Origin of the sequence: Nocardioides silvaticus, assembly GCF_003160695.1 — a bacterium.
Classification (GTDB): domain Bacteria; phylum Actinomycetota; class Actinomycetes; order Propionibacteriales; family Nocardioidaceae; genus Nocardioides; species Nocardioides silvaticus.
Genome location: NZ_QGDD01000001.1, coordinates 684840 through 704016, shown reverse-complemented (window position 1 = coordinate 704016; position 19177 = coordinate 684840). Strand labels below are relative to the sequence as shown.

The 19177-nt window shown below is 72.3% G+C and carries 19 protein-coding genes and 1 riboswitch; of the genes, 11 read left to right on the top strand and 8 right to left on the bottom strand.

Annotated elements, in window-relative coordinates; translation table 11 throughout:
* Positions 1–4 precede the first annotated feature (4 nt).
* From DJ010_RS03180 to DJ010_RS03170, 3 genes are all read right to left on the bottom strand, one after another.
* On the bottom strand, positions 5–2053 hold the full coding sequence (locus DJ010_RS03180; RefSeq protein WP_109692145.1) for a hypothetical protein: 2049 nt from the start codon (positions 2051–2053) through the stop codon (positions 5–7).
* Positions 2046–2558 carry an RNA polymerase sigma factor gene (locus DJ010_RS03175; protein ID WP_109692144.1) on the bottom strand — a complete coding sequence of 171 codons (513 nt, stop codon included), beginning with the start codon at positions 2556–2558 and terminating at the stop codon, positions 2046–2048. The genes DJ010_RS03180 and DJ010_RS03175 overlap by 8 nt, the downstream gene beginning before the upstream one ends.
* A 163-nt stretch (positions 2559–2721) precedes the next feature.
* Positions 2722–4614, bottom strand: a complete 1893-nt coding sequence (locus tag DJ010_RS03170) for a SigE family RNA polymerase sigma factor (protein ID WP_109692143.1) — start codon at positions 4612–4614, stop codon at positions 2722–2724.
* 73 nt (positions 4615–4687) lie between these two features.
* Here DJ010_RS03170 and DJ010_RS03165 point away from each other — a divergent pair, with 73 nt between their 5' ends.
* A complete protein-coding gene (locus DJ010_RS03165; protein WP_109692142.1) occupies positions 4688–5980 on the top strand; it encodes a cell division protein PerM in 1293 nt (430 codons plus the stop codon).
* A 3-nt stretch (positions 5981–5983) separates the two neighbouring features.
* Here the strand turns inward: DJ010_RS03165 and DJ010_RS03160 are convergent, their stop codons facing one another.
* A complete protein-coding gene (locus DJ010_RS03160) occupies positions 5984–6340 on the bottom strand; it encodes a hypothetical protein (protein WP_146207243.1) in 357 nt (118 codons plus the stop codon).
* A gap of 95 nt (positions 6341–6435) precedes the next feature.
* Here DJ010_RS03160 and purN point away from each other — a divergent pair, with 95 nt between their 5' ends.
* From purN to DJ010_RS03135, 5 genes are all read left to right on the top strand, one after another.
* A complete protein-coding gene (gene purN, locus DJ010_RS03155) occupies positions 6436–7053 on the top strand; it encodes a phosphoribosylglycinamide formyltransferase (protein WP_170124603.1) in 618 nt (205 codons plus the stop codon).
* A 13-nt stretch (positions 7054–7066) separates the two neighbouring features.
* Positions 7067–7140, top strand: a riboswitch (ZMP/ZTP riboswitch).
* 30 nt (positions 7141–7170) lie between these two features.
* Positions 7171–8751 (top strand): bifunctional phosphoribosylaminoimidazolecarboxamide formyltransferase/IMP cyclohydrolase, encoded by a 1581-nt coding sequence (purH, locus tag DJ010_RS03150; RefSeq protein WP_109692140.1) that lies wholly within the window; start codon positions 7171–7173, stop codon positions 8749–8751.
* 27 nt (positions 8752–8778) lie between these two features.
* Entirely contained in the window at positions 8779–9114 is a 336-nt protein-coding gene (locus tag DJ010_RS03145; protein ID WP_146207242.1) for a hypothetical protein, read from the top strand.
* 12 nt (positions 9115–9126) lie between these two features.
* Positions 9127–9981 carry a bifunctional methylenetetrahydrofolate dehydrogenase/methenyltetrahydrofolate cyclohydrolase gene (locus tag DJ010_RS03140; RefSeq protein WP_109692138.1) on the top strand — a complete coding sequence of 285 codons (855 nt, stop codon included), beginning with the start codon at positions 9127–9129 and terminating at the stop codon, positions 9979–9981.
* Between the two features lie 14 nt (positions 9982–9995).
* Positions 9996–10322, top strand: coding sequence for a DUF3017 domain-containing protein (locus DJ010_RS03135; protein ID WP_245927157.1), 327 nt, complete (start codon positions 9996–9998; stop codon positions 10320–10322).
* A 103-nt stretch (positions 10323–10425) separates the two neighbouring features.
* On the opposite strand, the gene DJ010_RS03130 is transcribed toward DJ010_RS03135, so the two are convergent.
* The gene (locus DJ010_RS03130) at positions 10426–11412 is read right to left on the bottom strand and encodes a malate dehydrogenase (protein ID WP_109692136.1); all 987 of its coding nucleotides are present in this window, start codon (positions 11410–11412) and stop codon (positions 10426–10428) included.
* Between the two features lie 93 nt (positions 11413–11505).
* Between DJ010_RS03130 and DJ010_RS03125 the strand changes: the two genes are divergently transcribed.
* Positions 11506–12204: a hypothetical protein gene (locus tag DJ010_RS03125; RefSeq protein ID WP_109692135.1), complete on the top strand. Its 699-nt coding sequence runs from the start codon at positions 11506–11508 to the stop codon at positions 12202–12204.
* Between the two features lie 19 nt (positions 12205–12223).
* On the opposite strand, the gene DJ010_RS03120 is transcribed toward DJ010_RS03125, so the two are convergent.
* Complete coding sequence (locus DJ010_RS03120) at positions 12224–13258, bottom strand: MIP/aquaporin family protein (protein WP_109692134.1); 1035 nt, start codon at positions 13256–13258, stop codon at positions 12224–12226.
* Positions 13259–13438: 180 nt separating this feature from the next.
* Between DJ010_RS03120 and DJ010_RS03115 the strand changes: the two genes are divergently transcribed.
* Together DJ010_RS03115 and DJ010_RS03110 are read left to right on the top strand one after the other, a co-directional pair.
* Complete coding sequence (locus DJ010_RS03115) at positions 13439–15628, top strand: NADP-dependent isocitrate dehydrogenase (protein WP_109692133.1); 2190 nt, start codon at positions 13439–13441, stop codon at positions 15626–15628.
* Positions 15629–15631: 3 nt separating this feature from the next.
* Positions 15632–16306, top strand: coding sequence for a DNA alkylation repair protein (locus DJ010_RS03110; protein WP_109692132.1), 675 nt, complete (start codon positions 15632–15634; stop codon positions 16304–16306).
* Positions 16307–16318: 12 nt separating this feature from the next.
* On the opposite strand, the gene DJ010_RS03105 is transcribed toward DJ010_RS03110, so the two are convergent.
* Together DJ010_RS03105 and DJ010_RS03100 are read right to left on the bottom strand one after the other, a co-directional pair.
* Positions 16319–16960: a ribonuclease FAU-1 family protein gene (locus tag DJ010_RS03105; RefSeq protein ID WP_109692131.1), complete on the bottom strand. Its 642-nt coding sequence runs from the start codon at positions 16958–16960 to the stop codon at positions 16319–16321.
* A gap of 40 nt (positions 16961–17000) precedes the next feature.
* Entirely contained in the window at positions 17001–17606 is a 606-nt protein-coding gene (locus DJ010_RS03100; protein ID WP_109692130.1) for a class I SAM-dependent methyltransferase, read from the bottom strand.
* 45 nt (positions 17607–17651) lie between these two features.
* On the opposite strand from DJ010_RS03100, the gene DJ010_RS03095 reads away from it, so the two are divergent.
* On the top strand, positions 17652–18533 hold the full coding sequence (locus DJ010_RS03095; RefSeq protein ID WP_245927156.1) for an oxygenase MpaB family protein: 882 nt from the start codon (positions 17652–17654) through the stop codon (positions 18531–18533).
* Positions 18534–18806: 273 nt separating this feature from the next.
* Complete coding sequence (locus DJ010_RS03090) at positions 18807–19145, top strand: hypothetical protein (RefSeq protein ID WP_109692129.1); 339 nt, start codon at positions 18807–18809, stop codon at positions 19143–19145.
* Positions 19146–19177: the final 32 nt, after the last annotated feature.

The following is a 19177-nucleotide window of genomic DNA, read 5'->3' as shown; positions in this document are numbered from 1 at the left end:
GGCCTCAGCACCAGGCCGCTTGGAACACGCACATCTCGGCGGCGATGAGCTTGGCGAGCTGCACCTGGTCGGGGGCGAGGTCGATCTGGGACTGGGCGCTGCCCTCGCTGCCCCACTCGAGCCCGAGGATCGCGTTGCCGACCCGCACGACGGTGTAGAGCTGGCCCGCACTCGCGGCCTGGAACTCGGTCGCCTCGTAGGTCCAGCCGAACGTGACGGACTCGTAGCCGGTGTCGGAGCTGTGCGACTCCCAGAGCCGGGCGGACAAGCCGTCCCCCTCGTCGTCCCGCTCACAGCCCTGGAGCTGCGCGCGGAGCTGCTCCATCCGGTCCAGCGCGTCCTGGACGGTCGGATAGGTCTCGAGGGTGCGGCCGTCATAACCGCCGATGGTCGAGACCGAGTAGCCCAGCCGGTCCGCCGGGTCGCCGCGGCCGGGCATCGACAGCGGCTCGCCGCAGGCGGTCTGCGGACGGACCCCGTCGACCGTCCCGTCCGGTCCCGCGACCTGGGTGTCGCTGTCCGCGACCGGCGGCTCGTCGAGCGCGCGGTCGAGCGGGAAGGCGTCGGGGATGGTGGTGGTCCCGGCCGGAGCGCTCAGGTCGGGGCCGGGGTCGTCCCCCGGGGTGCCGCCCTGCAGGTCGTTGACGGCGGCGACGACGTCGGCGAGGTTCTCGCTGGTCTCGACGGTGAGGCTGTCGATGTCCGCGGCAAGACCCTCGTCGCTCGTGAGGTCGACGACCACCGCGTTGCCGATGCGCACCACGTTGATGACCGTGCGGTAGATCTCCTCGCCCACCCTGGTGATCACCACCGACTCCTCGCCGATCGCGCCGTCGCTCACCTCGGTGGTGAACGTCGGCGTCGTCCCGTCGGTCGGACAGGCGCCGAAGAGCTGGCGGAGCTGGTCGACGTAGGAGGTCGCTTCCCGGTCGGAGGGGAACAGCTGCAGCTCGCGGACGTAACCGTCCGTGGCGTAGGAGAGCCGGGTCGTCAACCGGGCGGTCGCGCCCGGATCGGCGGGCGAGAACAGGCACGCGTCGAGCTCGCCGGCCGGGATCATCGCCTGGTTGTCGGCGCTCGGGGCGTCGAGGCGGTACTCGTCGTTGCCGTCGTCCTCGGGCCAGCCGGAGTCGAGCGGGAAGCCAGCGGGAATGGACGTCGGCCAGTCGACGCCCGGCGTCGGCTCCGCAGTCTGGCCCTCGTTGCCCAGCGCGAGCTGGGTGGCGGCGTCGGGAGCCATCTGGAAGACAGGCGTGCCTTCGGGCCAGTTGTAGTCCTGGCCGTGGATGAGCTGGGTCAGCACAGCGATCCGGTCGTCGATCTGCACCAGTCCGGTCTCGAGGTACCAGCTCTCCTCGCCGAAGGGGTCGATCTCCTCGTCGACCGGCCCGTACGACGAGACCTGGACCTCCGCCGCCCCCACCAGACCGACCTCGCCGATCGGCACGTCGGAGAACTCGCCGGCGCGGTAGGACTCCGAACCCGTGGGCCGGCAGTCGTCGTACCAGCCCCGGATCTCGGTGTAGGCCGCTTCTGCCTCGCGCACGCTCGGGAACTCGGCGATCACCTCGTTGAAGTGCAGCGTCGTGGCCACCTCCCCCGTGTCGGTCGACACGAACTCGAAGTCGCGCTGGAAGACCGTCCCGGCGCCCAGCCCCTTCATCGTGCTCTGCTGACACGGGGAGGCTGCTGCCTGCCCGTCGCCCTCGGAGGTCCCGGCCGCGCGCCAGTCGGCACCGCCGTTGGGGTAGATGGCCTGCTCGTCCGTCAGCAGGTTGCTCTGGCTGAGCGACGCGGACGTCGGCGCCGGCACGGGGTCACTGACCGAGTTGTCGACCGGTGGCGCCTCCTTGGCGTCGTCGCCGTCGAACGTGAACGCCATGACCGGGACAGCGACGGCGGCCACGACGGCGGCACTGGCGCCGGCGAGGACGGCGTGACGGCGGCGGCGGATCCGGTCGCCACGGGCGCGGATCTCGGAAGCGGGAAGTGGCATGGGTGCGCCCTCCAACGCGTCTCCGAGACCGGTGAGCTTCTCGATCGGGTCAGACATGGCTCATTCCTCCAGCCAGGCCGCCGGGGGCCTCGTCCGTCAGCAGCGCGGCGAGCGCGGTGCGGCCGCGGCTCAGCCGGGCCTTGATGGTTCCTTCGGGAACGCCGATCTCCGCGGCGATCTGGTGGATCGGCAGGTCGGCGATGTGGTGCAGCACCAGCGCCTGGCGCTGCGCCTCGGGCAGCTGGCGGAGGGCGGCGACCAGCGCGACGTGCGACTCGTCGACGGCGGCCTGCTGGGTCGCGGCACCGACGGCCCGGTCGGTGGGCCGCTTCGCCAGCTTCGTACGCCGCCAGCGGCTCACCGCGAGGCGGTAGGCCGTCGTCCGCACCCAGGCCTCGGGGTACTCCGCCTTGTCCAGCTTCCGGCGGTGCGCCCAGGCGCGTGCGAAGGCCTCCTGCACGCACTCCGTCGCCTCGTCGAGGTTGCCGATCATGGCGTAGACCTGACTGGTGATCCGACGGAACGACGCGGCATAGAGCTCGTCGAACTCGGCTGCCTCCACGGCCGCCCCCTCTCGATCCCGAGTCCGGAGGCTGGGTGGCAGCGCCCCGGAGGTTCTGATGTCGATGGTGGTACGCCCGGGCACACCGGACGGTTGCATCCGCCCGGCGATTCTCGTCCGGAGGCGAGGACGAGGCGTCGGTCAGCGGTCGGTCAGCGGTCGATCAGCGGTCGGGGTACGACGGCAGCTGCGGCAGCCGCTGGAGGGCCCGCTCGGTGAGCTCGACGAACTGCGCGTCGCTCATCCGGGCGCCCGGCGCCGACACGAACACCAGCTCGGAGACCGCGTCGCCGTCGCGGAGGAACGCGACGGAGTACTCGATGGTGCGTTCTCCGGGCAGTCGGGTGCTCAGGTGCCAGGCGGTGTAGGAGCGGGCGCCCTCGTCCGACGTCTCGAGGACCCGGACCTCGGTGCCGGCGCTCGCGTCGCGGTCGGGGCAGGCGTTGATCGCGTTGCGGAAGTCCTCGAGCAGGGCGCCGGCCGTCTTCTTCGGCAACGAGGCCACGCCCTGGGTGAGCCCGAACTCGGCGGGCAGGCTCTTGTCGACCTTGACGAAGGTGCGGAGCACGTCGTTGCGGAACTTCCGGCCGTCGAACTCCCCGGTCAGCGGCGGGTGGAGGCAGCCGAGCACGCCGAGCTCGGTGCGCGCATCGGTGATCTCCCGCGCCGGCGTGCCCATCCACGGCCGGGCCGGGTCGCCGACGAACGGCAGGTCGACGGGCGCCAGCAGGGCGGGGACGTCGCCGGCAGGGAACGGCGCGACGGGCTCGAGCGCGGTCCTGCCGGTGCACCGGCCCGCGTCGGGCAGCGTGCAGAGCCGGTCGACCGCGGCGCCGAGCAGCTTGGCGATGCCGGCCCCGTCCGCCGTCTCGGGGCCGACGTCGGTCTCCAGGGCGACGGCGGTGGTGAAGAGGCCGGTGCGGGCGATGCCGACGACGTACGTCGTGGGCTCGGGGTGCTGGTCGTGGAGGACGACGAGCGCGGAGGAGTCCGCCAGGTCGGGACTGGTGGCCGTCGAGACCAGTCGTACGCCCGGGGTGCCGCAGTCGGCGACCCAGCTGCGCACCCGCTCGAAGGTCTTCTCCGCCCGCTTCCTGTCCCGCGAGGCTTCGATCAGCTCGGTCACCTTGCGCCCGGCCTCGCCCGCCGGCCCGTTGCGGAACGTCCGCACGTAGGCGGCGGTGCCCCGCGCGTCGGCGTAGCGCTCGCCCTCCGGCTGGCACGGCAGCACGACTCCGTTGCCGACCGAGTTGTCATGCGTGCGTCCCTGCTGCCACTCGCCGACGAGCGTCTGCTGGACGTCGTCGACCGGGAGCAGAGTGGTGTCCGGCAGGACGATCTCCGGACCCGGGGCGGCGCTGCTGTTGCCGCCGGCGGCAGTCTGCTGGTCGCGGTCGAGCGTCGGCCGCACGCCCGTCGCGTCGGTGACGGCCGCGCCGCTGGCGACGAGGGCGGCGACGACGACGCCGGCGCCGACCACGGTGTGCATCCGCCGGCGGGCGGCGCCTGCGCGACGGATGATCGTCACCCGCGGCCAGGTCACGTCGGTGGTCGCCGCGGCCAGCGCGGTGAACGCCATCGGGATCGATGCCGCCGGGATGTTCTTCTGGGTCGAGAACTGGGCGGCCGCGCTCTGCAGCTCGCGCTCGGCGACGTCGCCGGGGATGCCGATCTCGCGGGCCATGTCGGCCATCGAGACCGCGGCGAGCTGGGTGAGCAGCAGCGCCCGGCGCTGGTTGCTGGTCAGGGCCGCGAGCGCCTCCAGGGTCGCCCGGTCGTCGGGATCGAGGCCCTTCTCGCGGTGCCACGGACGCACGGACGCGCGTCGTACGGCGTGCCGCCAGGCGTGCGGGCGCACCGACGACTCGGGGTCCTCGAGGCGCGAGGTCTTCCGCCAGTGGTGCCACGCGACGACGAACGCGTCCCGGACCGCGCTGCGGGCAGCGCCCAGGTCACCGGTCAGCGCGTAGGTCTGGAGCAGCAGCCGGTCCCGCGCAGCCTTGTAGAAGGCGTCGAACTCGGCGGTGGGGTCGGGCGGGTGGGCGGTGTCGTGCATGTCCGCACCAAGGTACGACCCCGCGGCGTGGCACCGCGGATCGGGGCGGGTCGCGCGTGAGGATGAACGGGCCATGACGTCGCTGCTCTCGCCCCACGCACGGACGAACGCGCGCCAGGAGCCTCGCCAGGAGGCCGAGCTCCGCCAGGCGCTCGTGACCCGCCGGCCGCTGGTGCCGACCGCGACCATCGGCGGCGCGCTCGCGGCGGGCGGCCCGCTGCTCGTGTGCATGGCCGTCGCCGTCGTCGGGTGGTTCGTGACCGACGCCGGCGGCCACGGCACGCCGAGCGGCGCGCTCCGCGTGGGTGCGTTCGGCTGGCTGGTCGCGCACGGCGCCGGCGTGACCGTCGAGGGCGTGCGGCTCACCGCCGTGCCGCTCGGCATCACGCTGCTCTGTGTGTGGTCGGCCTGGCGGGTGGGTCACCGGGTCGGTGAGTCCGTCTCCGGCCACGGGCCCGACGCGGACCGGATCGCCGACGGCGAGCGCGACTGGACGGTCCCGGTCGCGGCCGGGCTGTTCACCGTGGCGTACGCCGTCGTCGGCGTCCTCGCCACCACGCTCGCCTCGACCGTCGAGACCGGCCCTTCCGCGGGACGCGTCGTGCTCTGGTCGGTCCTCGTCGCGGCGGGTGCCGGCGTCCCGGCCATCGCCCGTGGGTCCGGCCGCGCGGCGATCTGGGTCCCCGCGATCCCGGCCGCCGTCCGTGACACCGCCGTGCTCGTCCGGTGGGTCCTCCGCGCCTGGCTGGCGGTGGCGCTGGCGGCGCTGGTGGTCGCCCTGGTGCTCGACTTCTCGACCGCAGCCAACATCGTCAGCCAGCTCGGGACCGACGCGGGCGACACCGCGGTGCTCGGCCTGCTGACCCTGGCCGTGGTGCCCAACGCCACCCTGTTCAGCAGCGCCTACCTGATGGGGCCCGGATTCACCGTCGGCACCCACACCCTCGTCTCACCGGGCGCGGTGGTGCTCGGGCCGCTGCCGTTGTTCCCGCTGCTGGCAGCGCTGCCGGACGCCGGTCCGACCCCCGGCTGGACCGGCTGGCTGATGGCCTCGCCGGTGCTCGTCGCGTTCGTCGCGGCAGCGCTGGCCCACCGCGCGCGGCCGGCGGCCGCGTGGGACCAGGCGGCGATCCGCGGCTGCGCGGGAGGGCTGGTCGCCGGGCTGCTGCTCGGGCTGCTGACCACCTTCGCGGGTGGTGCGGTCGGCCCCGGTCGGATGGCCGACGTGGGGCCGTTCCAAGTCGACGTGCTGCTGCACGCGGTCACCGCCTTCGGCATCGGCGGGCTGCTGGGCGCCCTCGCCACGACCTGGTGGCAGCGCCGCGGAGGTGCGCTGGTGCGGGCGGCCTGGGGCCGGATCCGCTAGCCGTCAGAACGTGTCGGCGACGCGGACCTCGTCGAAGTCCTCGTGCTCGTCGGCCGAGAAGCAGTCCGCGGTGGCGCTCTCCCGCGGACCGAGCGCGTGCGTGCAGCTGATGTAGGCGATCACGTCACCGTCGCTATAGACGGTGAACTCGAGGTAGATCGATCGGACCCGGATCGTGGGGTTCTTGACCGTGAGGCCCTCGATGGCGAAGTCGCCGTCGCGCTCGGTGATCTCCCAGCCGTCCTCGATGGTGAACCCGTCGTGACGGAAGCCGACGCCCGGCTCGACCTCGGAGGGGGAGTTGTTGGCGCGGTCCTGGACGGCGCGCAGGGCGAGCAGCATGCCAGCGGCCGCGCACACGAGTGCGAGGCCGCCGAGGATGCTGAGGATGATCTTGAGCCGGGTGCTGATGCCCGGAGCCTAGCGAGGCCTCCGAGCCGCATAGACTCCGGCGCGTGCCCGCCGCCCCTGCACGCCTCGTCGTGCTCGTCTCCGGAGCCGGCACCAACCTCCAGGCGCTGCTCGACGCGTGCGCGGACCCTGCGTACGGCGCCGCGGTGGTCGCGGTCGGCGCCGACCGCGAGGGCATCGAGGGGCTCGCCCGAGCGGACCGGGCCGGCATCCCGACGTTCGTGGTGCGGCTCACGGACCACGACTCCCGCGACGCGTGGGACCGGGAGCTGACCGACCGGGTGGCGTCGTACGAGCCGGACCTGGTGGTGCTCGCGGGCTTCATGAAGCTGGTGGGCTCGTCGTACCTCCCGGTGCTGGGGCGCCGCACGGTCAACACCCATCCCGCGCTCTCGCCCTCGTTCCCCGGGATGCAGGGACCGCAGGACGCGCTGGACTACGGGGTGAAGGTCACCGGGTGCACGCTGTTCGTCGTCGACGACGGCGTGGACACCGGCGCGATCGTCGCCCAGCGAGCGGTGCCGGTCGAGGACGACGACACCGTCGAGACGCTGCACGAGCGGATCAAGGTCGCCGAGCGGGCGATGCTCGTCGAGACCGTCGGCCGGATGGCCCGCGAGGGCTGGACGGTTGACGGCCGGCGGGTTCGGCTCGGAGGCTGAGCCCCGGATAGAGTGAGGGTCAACGACTGGCGTGGGTGGGCAACCACCGGGGAGTGTGAGCCGGCATCGACCGCCTGGGTGCCCTCATCGTGATCACCGACCGATGAGGAGAACCCTGTGACCGACCGGATCGAGATCAAGCGCGCGCTGGTCTCCGTCTACGACAAGACCGGCCTCGACGCGCTGGTCCGCGGGCTGGCCGAGGCGGGCGTGGAGCTGGTCTCGACCGGCGGCTCGGCGGCGCTCATCGAGTCGCTCGGACTAGCGGTCACGAAGGTCGAGGACCTGACCGGGTTCCCCGAGTGCCTCGACGGCCGGGTCAAGACGCTGCACCCCCGGGTGCACGCCGGCATCCTCGCCGACCGGAGGCTGCCCGAGCACGTCGCGCAGCTCGAGGAGCTGGAGGTGGCGCCGTTCGACCTGGTGGTCGTCAACCTCTACCCGTTCACCGACACCGTGATGTCCGGCGCCTCGGTGCAGGAGTGCATCGAGAAGATCGACATCGGCGGCCCGTCGATGGTCCGCGCCGCGGCGAAGAACCACGCCTCGGTCGCGATCGTGACCGACGGCGCCGACTACGGCCGGGCGCTCGAGGCCGCCCGGGCCGGCGGCTTCACCCTGCCCGAGCGGGAGGCGCTGGCCGCCAAGGCGTTCGTGCACACGGCGACCTACGACGTGCACGTGGCCTCTTGGATGGGCAACGTGCTCACCGACACCTCCGACGGCTCCGGTTTCCCGGCCTGGGTGGGGGCGACCTGGGACAAGAGCGCGGTGCTGCGGTACGGCGAGAACCCCCACCAGCCCGCCGCGCTCTACCGGTCCGGCTTCGGTCCCGGCGGGCTCGCCGCGGCCGAGCAGCTGCACGGCAAGGAGATGTCCTACAACAACTACGTCGACACCGATGCCGCCCGGCGCGCGGCGTACGACCACGGCGAGCAGCCGACCGTCGCGATCATCAAGCACGCCAACCCCTGCGGCATCGCCGTGGGCGCCGACGTGGCCGAGGCGCACCGGCGCGCGCACCAGTGCGACCCGGTCTCGGCGTTCGGCGGCGTGATCGCCACCAACGTCCCGGTGTCGGTCGAGATGGCCCGGCAGGTGGCCGAGGTGTTCACCGAGGTCATCGTCGCGCCGGCGTACGACGAGGGCGCGGTCGAGGTGCTGCAGGCGAGGAAGAACATCCGGATCCTCCTGGCCGAGCCGCCCTCGGGTGCTGGCGCCGAGATGCGGCCGATCAGCGGCGGGCTGCTGATGCAGCACACCGACACCTTCCAGGCCGAGGGCGACGACCCGTCGGGATGGACGCTCGCGACCGGGGAGACCGCCGACGAGTCGACGCTGGCCGACCTCGCGTTCGCCTGGCGCGCGGTGCGCGCGGCGAAGTCCAACGCGATCCTGCTCGCCGCCGACGGTGCCGCCGTCGGCATCGGCATGGGCCAGGTCAACCGCGTCGACTCCTGCCGGCTCGCCGTGGAGCGGGCCAACACGCTCGCCGACGGCGTCGAGCGGGCGCGCGGCGCGGTTGCGGCGTCCGACGCGTTCTTCCCGTTCGCCGACGGCGCCCAGGTGCTCATCGACGCCGGCGTCCGGGCGATCATCCAGCCGGGCGGGTCGGTGCGCGACGAGGAGACCATCGCGGCCTGCGAGGCTGCCGGGGTGACGATGTACTTCACCGGCACCCGGCACTTCGCCCACTGAGCGATGCCGGGTCAGACGGTCGGCACCGTGATCAGCGGCCGGTACGACGACGACGCGCACCGGACCCACGTGCTGGTCGAGACCGAGGGGCGGGAGATCCGGTTCGACGTCGTCGACATCCCGGACGACACCTACGGCTACTCGCGCGCGGACCGGGAGCTGGTCGCTGCCGGCGCGCCGGCGTATGCCTCCCAGCCGGACGGCCGGGTGGGCCTGTGGGCCCGGCCCGGCAGCTATCGGTGGTTGGTGGAGCGGTTCGCCGAGGCGGGGGTCGGCGACGCCGAGGCGTCGCGGGTGCTGGCCGCGGTGCGCTCGGGGATGGGTTCGAAGGAGTTCCGGTTCGTCTACAAGCGGACCGCTTGAGAGGATGGGCGAGTGACGGCACAGAAGCTGGACGGCTCCGCGACGGCGGCGGCCATCAAGGACGAGCTCCGGGAGCGCATCGCGAAGCTGGCCGAGCAGGGGATCACCCCCGGGCTCGGGACGGTGCTGGTCGGTGACGACCCAGGGTCGCGGTGGTACGTCAACGGCAAGCACAAGGACTGCGCCGAGGTCGGCATCGCGTCGATCCGCGTCGACCTCCCGGAGACCGCCACCCAGGAGGAGATCGAGGAGGCCGTCGCCCGGCTCAACGCCGACCCGGCGTGCACCGGCTACATCGTGCAGCTGCCGCTCCCGCGCGGCCGCGACGAGAACCGGGTGCTCGGGCTCATCGACCCCGCGAAGGACGCCGACGGGCTGCACCCGACCAACCTCGGCTGGCTGGTCCTCGGCAACGAGGCACCGCTGCCGTGCACGCCCTACGGCATCGTCGAGCTGCTCCGGCGTCACGGTGTGGCGATCGCGGGTGCCGAGGTCGTCGTGGTCGGCCGCGGGATCACCGTCGGCCGCCCGCTCGGACTGCTGCTGACCCGCCGCTCGGAGAACGCGACGGTCACCCTGTGCCACACCGGCACCGTCGACCTGGCCGCGCACGTGCGCAAGGCCGACATCGTCGTCGCCGCGGCCGGGGTGCCCGGCATCGTCACCGGCGACATGGTCAAGCCGGGTGCGGCCGTGCTCGACGTGGGCGTCTCCCGGGTCGACGGCAAGATCGCGGGCGACGTCGCCGACGAGGTGTGGGACGTGGCCGGATGGGTCTCGCCCAACCCCGGCGGCGTCGGCCCGATGACTCGCGCGATGCTGCTGGCCAACGTCGTCTCGATGGCGGAGAAGCAGGTGTCGCGCTGAACGACGACTCCCTGGTGCCACCGGAGCCCTCGCCGCTCCCGGTGCCCGCGCAGCCTCCCCGGCGGAAGTTCCCGTCGACGATCGGCGGCGTGCTCTACATCCTGGTGCTGATCGGCATGGGGACCGGCATCGGCATCACCTGGGCGAGCCACGACTGGCGGCTCGGGATCCGCGTCGTCGCCGGCGCCCTCGCCGCCGCGGCCGCCCTGCGCCTGGTGCTCCCTCAGCGCGACGCGGGCATGCTCGCCGTACGCCCGCGGCTGGTGGACGTCTTCATCGTCGGCGCCGTCGCCGCCGTCCTCCTCGTCCTCGTCCACAACATCCCCGACCAGCCGACCTAGCCCGACCCGTCGCAAACTCACGCCGAGAACACGCCGACCCGTCGCAAGCTCGCACGAAAAATGCGCCGACCCGTCGCGAAGCTCGCGACGGGTCGGCGGGTGGTCAGATCAGGCCGAGCTCGGTGACCGCGTCCCGCTCCTCGGCGAGCTCGGCTGTCGAGGCGTCGATCCGGGCGCGGGAGAAGTCGTCGATCTCCAGGCCCTGGACGATCTCCCAGTCGCCGCCGGCGGTGGTGACGGGGAAGGAGGAGACCAGGCCCTCGGGGACGCCGTAGGAACCGTCGGAGACGACGGCCATCGAGACCCAGTCGCCGGCGGGGGTGCCGTGGAGCCAGTCGCGGGCGGCGTCGCAGGTGGCGGACGCGGCGGACGCGGCCGAGGAGGCGCCCCGGGCGTCGATGATCGCGGCACCGCGCTTGGCGACGGTCGGGATGAAGTAGTCCTCGACCCACCCCTGGTCGCCGACGACCTCGGCGGCGTTCTTGCCGGCGATCTCGGCGTGGAAGATGTCGGGGTACTGGGTCGCCGAGTGGTTGCCCCAGATCGTCATCTTCTTGATGTCGGAGACCGCGGCGCCGGTCTTGGTGGCCAGCTGCGAGATCGCGCGGTTGTGGTCGAGGCGGGTCAGCGCCGAGAACCGCTCCGGCGCGATGTCGGGGGCGTTCTTCAGGGCGATGAGGGCGTTGGTGTTGGCCGGGTTGCCCGTCACGCCGATGCGTACGTCGTCCGCCGCGACCTTGTTGAGAGCCTTGCCCTGCGCGGTGAAGATCGCGCCGTTGGCCTCGAGCAGGTCGCCGCGCTCCATGCCCGGACCGCGCGGGCGCGCGCCGACGAGGAGGGCGAGGTTGACGCCGTCGAAGATCTTCTCCGGGTCCGCGCCGATCTCGATGCCGGCCAGGTTCGGGAACGCGCAGTCGTCGAGCTCCATGACGACGCCCTCGAGAGCCTTCAGCGCCGGCTCGATCTCGAGCAGGCGGAGCTCGACGGGACGGTCGCCGGCGATCGCGCCGCTGGCGATGCGGAAGAGGAGGCTGTAGCCGATCTGACCGGCGGCGCCGGTGACGGCGACCTTCAGAGGCGTCTCGCTCACGGGTACTCCTTCGATGAGTGGCTCGGTGCGATGGACGCTAGCAGCGGGCGGACCGGTGCCCGCACCCAGCCTTGCGTACGAGACGATGCCGCCATGCGCCCGTTCGCGCGGCTGGCCGCCGCCGCTGCTGTGTCGACCCTGGCCCTCACCGGCTGCGGCAGCGCGTCGGAGCCCAGCCCGCCGACCGGCGTCGACCAGCTGGTGGTCCCGACCCCGACCCTGGACCCGGCCGACTTCGTCGCAGCCATCGACAACCCGTGGCTGCCGCTGGCCGTGGGCAACGAGTGGCGCTACGCCGACCCGGCTGGCGGCCGCACGGTCACCGTGACCGTCCTCGACGAGCCGCGCGAGATCCAGGGCGTCACCGGCACCGCCGTCCGCACGACGACCACCGACGTCGGCAGCGCTGCCGACGAGCAGACCATCGACTGGTACGCCCAGGACGACGACGGCAACGTCTGGCTGCTGGGGGAGGGAGGCTCGTGGGAGGCAGGTGTCGACGGCGCGGAATCCGGGCTGGCGATGCCTGCCGAGCCGCGCGTCGGTGACGGTTGGCGCAAGGAGTACGCCGAGGGCGTGGCTGAGGACCAGGTGCTGGTGATCGATCGCGAAGGCTCCGCCTCCGTGCCGTACGACGACCTCACCGACCTCCTGGAGACCGAGGACACCTCGGCCCTCGATCCCGGCGTGGTCGAGCGCCGGCTCTACGCGCGCGGGATCGGGCTGGTGCGCGCTCAGACCGTCGCCGGAGGCGACGAGCTGCTGGAGCTCGTCGCCTTCAGCGAGGACTGACGACGCGTGCGGGGTCGGCTCAGGCGTCCGGCGGCCGGACCACGGTCTGGTCGCCCGGCGGCGGTGCCCAGCCACCCTGCTGCGGGGGCTGCTGCGCCTGCGGCGCCTGGGGTGCGGGCGGCTGGTGCTGCTGGGCCGGGATCCACTGCTGGGCTGCCGGGTCCCACTGCCAGCCGTCCTGGATGATCGGCTGCTGCTGGTCGACGGGCACCTGCGCGGCGGCGACCCCGCCCGACTGCTGGGCCCACTGCTGCTGGAAGGCGTCGCCCGCCCCCTTGAAGTCGAGGCCCGAGCCCGGCACCTGGGTGCCGTCGCGACCGAAGAGCAGCGGGTGCAGGAGACCGGCCGCCGCGGCGCCGAGCACCGGCGCGATGAGGAACAGCCACTGGTACTTCATCGCGTCGTCCCAGTTGAAGCTGAGGATGCCGGGACCGATCGAGCGGGCCGGGTTGACCGAGCAGCCGGTGATGCCGATGAGCAGCAGGTGGCACAGGGTCAGTCCGAGCCCGATCGCCACCGGCGCGGGGATCTTCTCCGACGCGCGGCGGCGGTCGGTGACGGCGAGGATCATGAAGACGAAGACGAAGGTGCCGATCAGCTCGGCCAGGAAGGCGCCGAGGAAGGCCGCTCCGTTCGCGGCGGGGCCGGTGTCCCACTTGTTCGAGACTGAGGCGAGCACGTCGCCCCACTCGGCGCCGTCGTACAGGAGGACGGCGATGATGGCGAGCATCCCGGCCGCGACGAATGCGGCGATGAACTGCACCGCGATGTAGACGGCCGCGGTCGCCCAGCTGACCCGTCCGGCCAGCGCGGCGCCGATCGACACCGCCGGGTTGAAGTGGCCGCCCGAGAGGTGGCCCACGGCGTACGCCATGATCAGCACGGTCAGGCCGAACGCCAGCGCGGTCGCGACGTAGTCGCCTCCGCTCGCGAAGGCCGTGCCGGCCCCGAAGAACACCAGCACGAACGTGCCGATGGCCTCGGCGACCAGCTTCTGCATCTGGCTCGGAGGCGTGGTGTCCGCCGCCGGCATCTGTGCGGTCGTCTCGCTCATGGTGAGAACTCTCCTTCGTAGGTCCCCGGGAACCCGCCAGGTATCACCCCGCACCCTAGCCGTGTTGCCGCCTCCTGCCGGGGATGCGAGGCTGGCACGGCCCGCGCGCCCACGCTCGTGGCCCCATGAGATATCTTGACGTCAAGCAAAACTCAACGTCCCAGGAGCGCTGCCCCCACCATGTCGAGCATCATCTACACCCACACCGACGAGGCGCCGCTGCTCGCGACGTTCTCCTTCCTCCCGATCGTCGAGGCGTACGCCGCCAAGGCCGGCGTGAACATCGAGACCCGCGACATCTCGGTCGCCTCGCGGATCCTCGCCCAGTTCGGGCTCGCCGACGACGCGCTGGCGGAGCTCGGCGACCTGGCGAAGACGCCCGAGGCCAACATCATCAAGCTGCCGAACATCTCGGCGTCGATCCCGCAGCTGAAGGCGGCCATCAAGGAGCTGCAGGAGAAGGGCTTCGACATCCCGAACTACCCGGAGTCGCCCTCCACCGACGAGGAGAAGGAGATCCGGGCCAAGTACGACAAGGTCAAGGGCTCGGCCGTCAACCCAGTGCTGCGCGAGGGCAACTCCGACCGCCGCGCGCCCGCGTCGGTGAAGAACTACGCCAAGTCGCACCCGCACACCAACAAGCCGTTCGCCGAGGGCTCGAAGACCGCCGTCGCGACGATGGGCGCCCACGACTTCGCGAGCAACGAGAAGTCCGTGACGATGCCGGCCGACGACACCCTGTCGATCGTGCTGGAGACCTCCGGCGGCGACACGATCGTGCTGAAGGAGGGCCTGCAGGTCCTCGAGGGCGAGATCGTCGACGGCACCAAGATGGAGGTCGCCCATCTGCAGGCGTTCCTCCACAACGCCATCGCGAAGGCCAAGGCCGACGACGTCCTGCTCTCGGTCCACCTCAAGGCCACGATGATGAAGGTCTCCGACCCGATCATCTTCGGCCACGCCGTGAAGGCGTACTTCGCCGACGTCTTCAAGCAGTACGGCGACGACCTCGCCGCCGCCGGTCTCTCGGCCAACGACGGTCTCGGAGGCATCCTCTCCGGTCTCGACGCGCTCCCCAACGGCGCGGAGATCAAGGCCGCCTTCGAGGAGGGCCTGGCCAACGGCGCCCGTCTGTCCTACGTCAACTCCGACAAGGGCATCACCAACCTGCACGTCCCGAGCGACGTCATCATCGATGCGTCGATCCCCGCGCTGGTCCGCAACGGCGGCCGGCTGTGGGGCGCCGACGGCAGCGAGGACGACACCCTCGCGGTGATCCCGGACTCCTCCTACGCCGGCGTCTACCAGGCCGTGCTCGACGACGTGAAGGCCAACGGCCCGCTCGACCCGGCCACGATCGGCACCGTGCCGAACGTCGGCCTGATGGCGCAGGCGGCCGAGGAGTACGGCTCGCACGACAAGACGTTCGAGATCCCCGCCAACGGCACGGTCCGCGTGCTGAGCTCGGCGGGCGACGTGCTCATCGAGCACGACGTGGAGACCGGCGACATCTGGCGCGCCTGCCAGACCAAGGACGTCCCGATCCAGGACTGGGTGAAGCTTGCGGTCGGCCGGGCCCGCGCGACCGGCTCGCCGGCGATCTTCTGGCTCAACGAGACCCGCGCCCACGACGTGGAGCTGATCAAGAAGGTCAACGCGTACCTGCCCGAGCACGACACCGAGGGCCTCGAGATCAAGATCCTCGCCCCGGCCCTCGCGACGTCGTACTCCCTGGCGCGGATGCGCAAGGGCGAGGACACGATCTCGGTGACCGGCAACGTGCTGCGCGACTACAACACCGACCTGTTCCCGATCCTCGAGCTCGGCACCTCGGCGAAGATGCTGTCGGTCGTGCCGCTGATCGCGGGCGGTGGCCTCTTCGAGACCGGCGCCGGCGGCTCCGCGCCGAAGCACGTGCAGCAGCTGGTCGAGGAGAACTACCTGCGCTGGGACAGCCTCGGCGAGTTCTTCGCGCTGGTGCCCTCGCTGGAGAAGTACGCCGACCAGGCCGACGCTCCCGCCGCGAAGGTGCTCGCCGACGCGCTCGACCGCGCCACCGGCACCTTCCTCAACGAGAACCGCTCGCCCGGCCGCAAGCTCGGCACGACCGACAACCGCGGCTCGCACTTCTACCTCGCGCTCTACTGGGCCGAGGAGCTCGCCCAGCAGAGCGACGACGCCGCTCTCGCCGAGGCGTTCGCGCCGCTCGCCAAGACGCTGCGCGAGAAGGAGTCGACGATCGCCGAGGAGCTGCTCGCCGTGCAGGGCAAGCCGGCCGACATCGGCGGCTACTACGCGGTCGACGACGAGAAGACCTCCGCCGTCATGCGGCCGAGCAAGACCTTCAACGAGGCGCTCGCCGCGTTCTAGCGGGTGGTCGACCTGACGGTCGCGGTCCGCAGTGCGCTGCGGGCCGCGGCCGACCCGTCCCGGGCGCCGGGTCAGCAGGCGTACATGAAGTCGGCGATGCCGTTCCTCGGCGTCCGGGTGCCCGAGGTACGACGCACCACCCGCTCCGTCGTGAGCGACCTCGACGTCCGCGACACCGGAGTGCTGGTCGCTGCTGCCACCGGGCTGTGGGACGGCGCGACGTACCGCGAGGAGCGGTACGCCGCGACCGCGCTCCTCGGCCTGCGCCCGTTGCGAGGCGACATCTCACTGGCGCCGCTGATCGAGCACATGGCGCGCACCGGCGCCTGGTGGGACCACGTCGACGAGCTGGCCCACCGGGTCGCCGACCTTCACGACGCCCACCCGACCGAGACGGCGGCCCTCGTCCGCGGCTGGGCCACCGACGACGTCCTCTGGGTCCGGCGGCTCGCGATCCTCGGTCAGCTCGGCCGCAAGGAACGCACGGACGTCCGGCTGCTGGCCGAGGTCGTCGAGCCCAACCGCGCCGACCCGGAGTTCTTCATCCGCAAGGCCATCGGCTGGGCGCTGCGCGAGGTGGCGTACGTCGACCCCGGCTGGGTCCGTGCCTACGTCGCCGAACACGAGCTCAGCCCGCTCACCCGCCGGGAGGCGCTCAAACGGATCGGGTCGAGCTAGGCCCGGTCCGGCTCAGTACTCGCCGCGCACGCTGGTGAACGCTCCCTCGAGGCGGTCGACGCCGTCCAAGGTGGGGCGCGGCCAGGCGGGGTCCGGCCGGAAGGTCTCCCACCCGCCGTCGAAGGGCGGTCCCCACTCGCCGACCAGCTGCTCGATCGCGTCGGCGACGGCGGTGATGCCGTCGGCCTCGGCCCGGGTGTACCGCCCCTGGGCGACAGCGAGCTCGAGCTCGTCCTCGTCCTTGCGCTCGTGGCTCCGGTCCGGCTCCACCCACACGTCGAGGACGTCGTCCCTGGACCAGGTGGTCCGGTCGTGCCGTTCGTGGACGGCCTCGATGTTGCAGTAGTAGCCCTCGAAAGCGGCCGTGGCGCCGTCGAAGAAGAACCAGGTGGACCAGCGTTGCCCCGGTCGGTAGACGCGCAGCACGTCGTAGTCGGTCCAGGTCCGCTCGCACTGCCGGCGGGGCGCGGTGAACAGCGTGCTCTTGTCGGCTCGCTTCTCGAGCCCGTCGACGCGTTCGAAGTCGAGGATCGGGGTGTTCTTGGCCAGCCACGCCACGAGCTGCTCGGGCCCGTCCTCGACGACCGTCATCGGGTGCACGACGGCATCGCCGTACCGCCACAGGATCTGGTCGCCTGGTCGCCAGTGCTCCACGCGGCCACCCTAGGCAGCGGATCCAATCGCCCGAGCCGACCTACGCCGTGCCGAGCACGCAGATCAGGAGCCGGTGCTCGCCGTGCGCCCACCACGTGTGGTCGGCCAGCCGCAGGCCGTGCGGCGCCGCTGTGGCGGCCATCCGGTCGGGGCTGCGGAACGGCTCGTGGTTCCTCACGAAGCCGCCGCGACCGGGACCCGCCGACTGCTCGTCTGTCGGGTCGAAGGTCGCGGTGATCGCCGCGCCGCCCGGTGCCAGGACCCGGGCCCACTCGGCGAAGGCCGCGACCGGGTCCTCGAGGAGGTGCAGGGCGGTCACGCACGCGACGGCGTCCGCCGAGCGATCGGCCACCGGGAGCGCGGCGACGTCCGCCCGCAGCAGCCGGGCACCGGGCAGCGCCCGCGCGGCGGCCTCCAGCATCCGCAAGGATCGGTCGAGCCCGATGGTCACCCGGTCGTCCCGGCGTCGCGCCAGCGCACGCAGCAGGAGCCCGGTGCCGCACGCGACGTCGAGGAGGACGGACGCGTCGGCGAGAGCCGGCAGGCCGGCCACGACCTCGACCAGGTCGCGGTGGAGCGCGTCCTCGTCGTAGGTGGCCGACCGGTCGTCGTAATGGGCGACCACCGCGTCGACGTGCTCGCTCATGACGAGGGAGGCTAGCCGGTGGGTGCCGGTCGGTACCGTCGAAGCGTGCGCACGCTCCCGCTTCCCTTCGGACCCGACCTGGGCGTGCTGCGCGAGCGGCTCGGCGAGGCGATCTTCCACCGCGTTGCCGGTCCCGACGGGGCCCGGCACCGCGACCGGATCCACCTCACCCCGGGGCCGCGGCTGTTCGAGGCGGGCAGCCCGATCACGCGGGTGCACGGCGACGCGTCGATGTTCGTCGGAGGGATCCGGGCGCTGCTGGTGCAGACCCTCCACCCGGTGGCGATGCAGGCGGTCTCCGAGCACTCCGGGTTCCGGGGCGACATGTGGGGCCGGCTCGCCCGGACCAGCCGGTTCCTCGCCGTCACGACGTTCGGCACCGAGGACGACGCGTTGCAGGCCATCACTGCGGTCCGTGCGATCCACGAACGCATCACCGGCACGACGCCCGAGGGCGCGCCGTACGTCGCCTCCGACCCCCACCTCCTGCTCTGGGTGCACGTCGCCGAGGTCGACAGCTTCCTGCTCGCGCACGACGTCTACGGCGACCGCCCGCTCGACGCGGAGGAGCGGGACGAGTACGTCGCGCAGGCCGCCGTCGTCGGACGCCTCCTCGGCGTGGTGGACCCGCCGACCACCGTCGCCGAGCTGCGCGACGTCCTGACGGGGTTCCGCCCCGAGCTGCGCGGCACTCCGCAAGCCCGCGAAGCAGTCCGCTACCTGCTGGTGAAGCCGCCGCTCCCCATCGCCGCCCGGGCGCCGTACGGCGTGCTCACCTCCGCCGCCATCGGTCTGATGCCCGTCTGGACCCGCCGCCACCTCCGCCTCCCGTGGCTCCCCGTCACCGAGCGCACCGTCGTCCGCGGCCTCGGCGGCGCCGCCGTGGGCGCCATCCGCTGGGCGATGACGCCTCCCGACGCCGCCTAGCGCCCTCGGTCGTCGTCGAGCAGGCCGAGCCTTCCGGTCGTCGAGTAGGCCGAGCGCTCTGGCGCGAGGCCGTATCGAGACGCGGTAACGTGCGTGCCCACCGTCGGCACTCGGCCTGCGGCGTCTCGATACGTCGCTCGCTGCGCTCGCTCCTACTCGACGACCGGACCAGCGTCTCGATACGTCGCTCGCTGCGCTCGCTCCTACTCGACGACCGGGCCGCTCCCACCGCCGCACCTACGCCGACGGATGCGCACTACCTAGAGTCGGCTCATGCCGATCGTCGAGGTGACGTACTCACCGAGCGTCGAGCAGGAGCAGCTGCAGCGGCTCCTCGACGCCTTGCCTCACGCCGTCTCCCTCGCAGTGGAGTGCCCGGAGGAGCCCTACGACGGCGACCTCCAGCCCGGCGACGTCGAGATCCGCTCTCGCGCGGTCGGCGAGAACGACAGGAGCGGGTTGGACTTCGTGGTCGAGGTCCGGTCGAAGTGGTTCGAGAGCCGGGCACGCGACCGCCAGGATCGTTGCGACCGCCTCTGCGCGTCCCTCGGCGAGGCTGTCGGCACGCGGAGCCTCGGCGTCTACCTGGGCACCACCTACGGCAGCCACTGACCGACGCCGACGCCACCGCCGTCTCCGCCCGT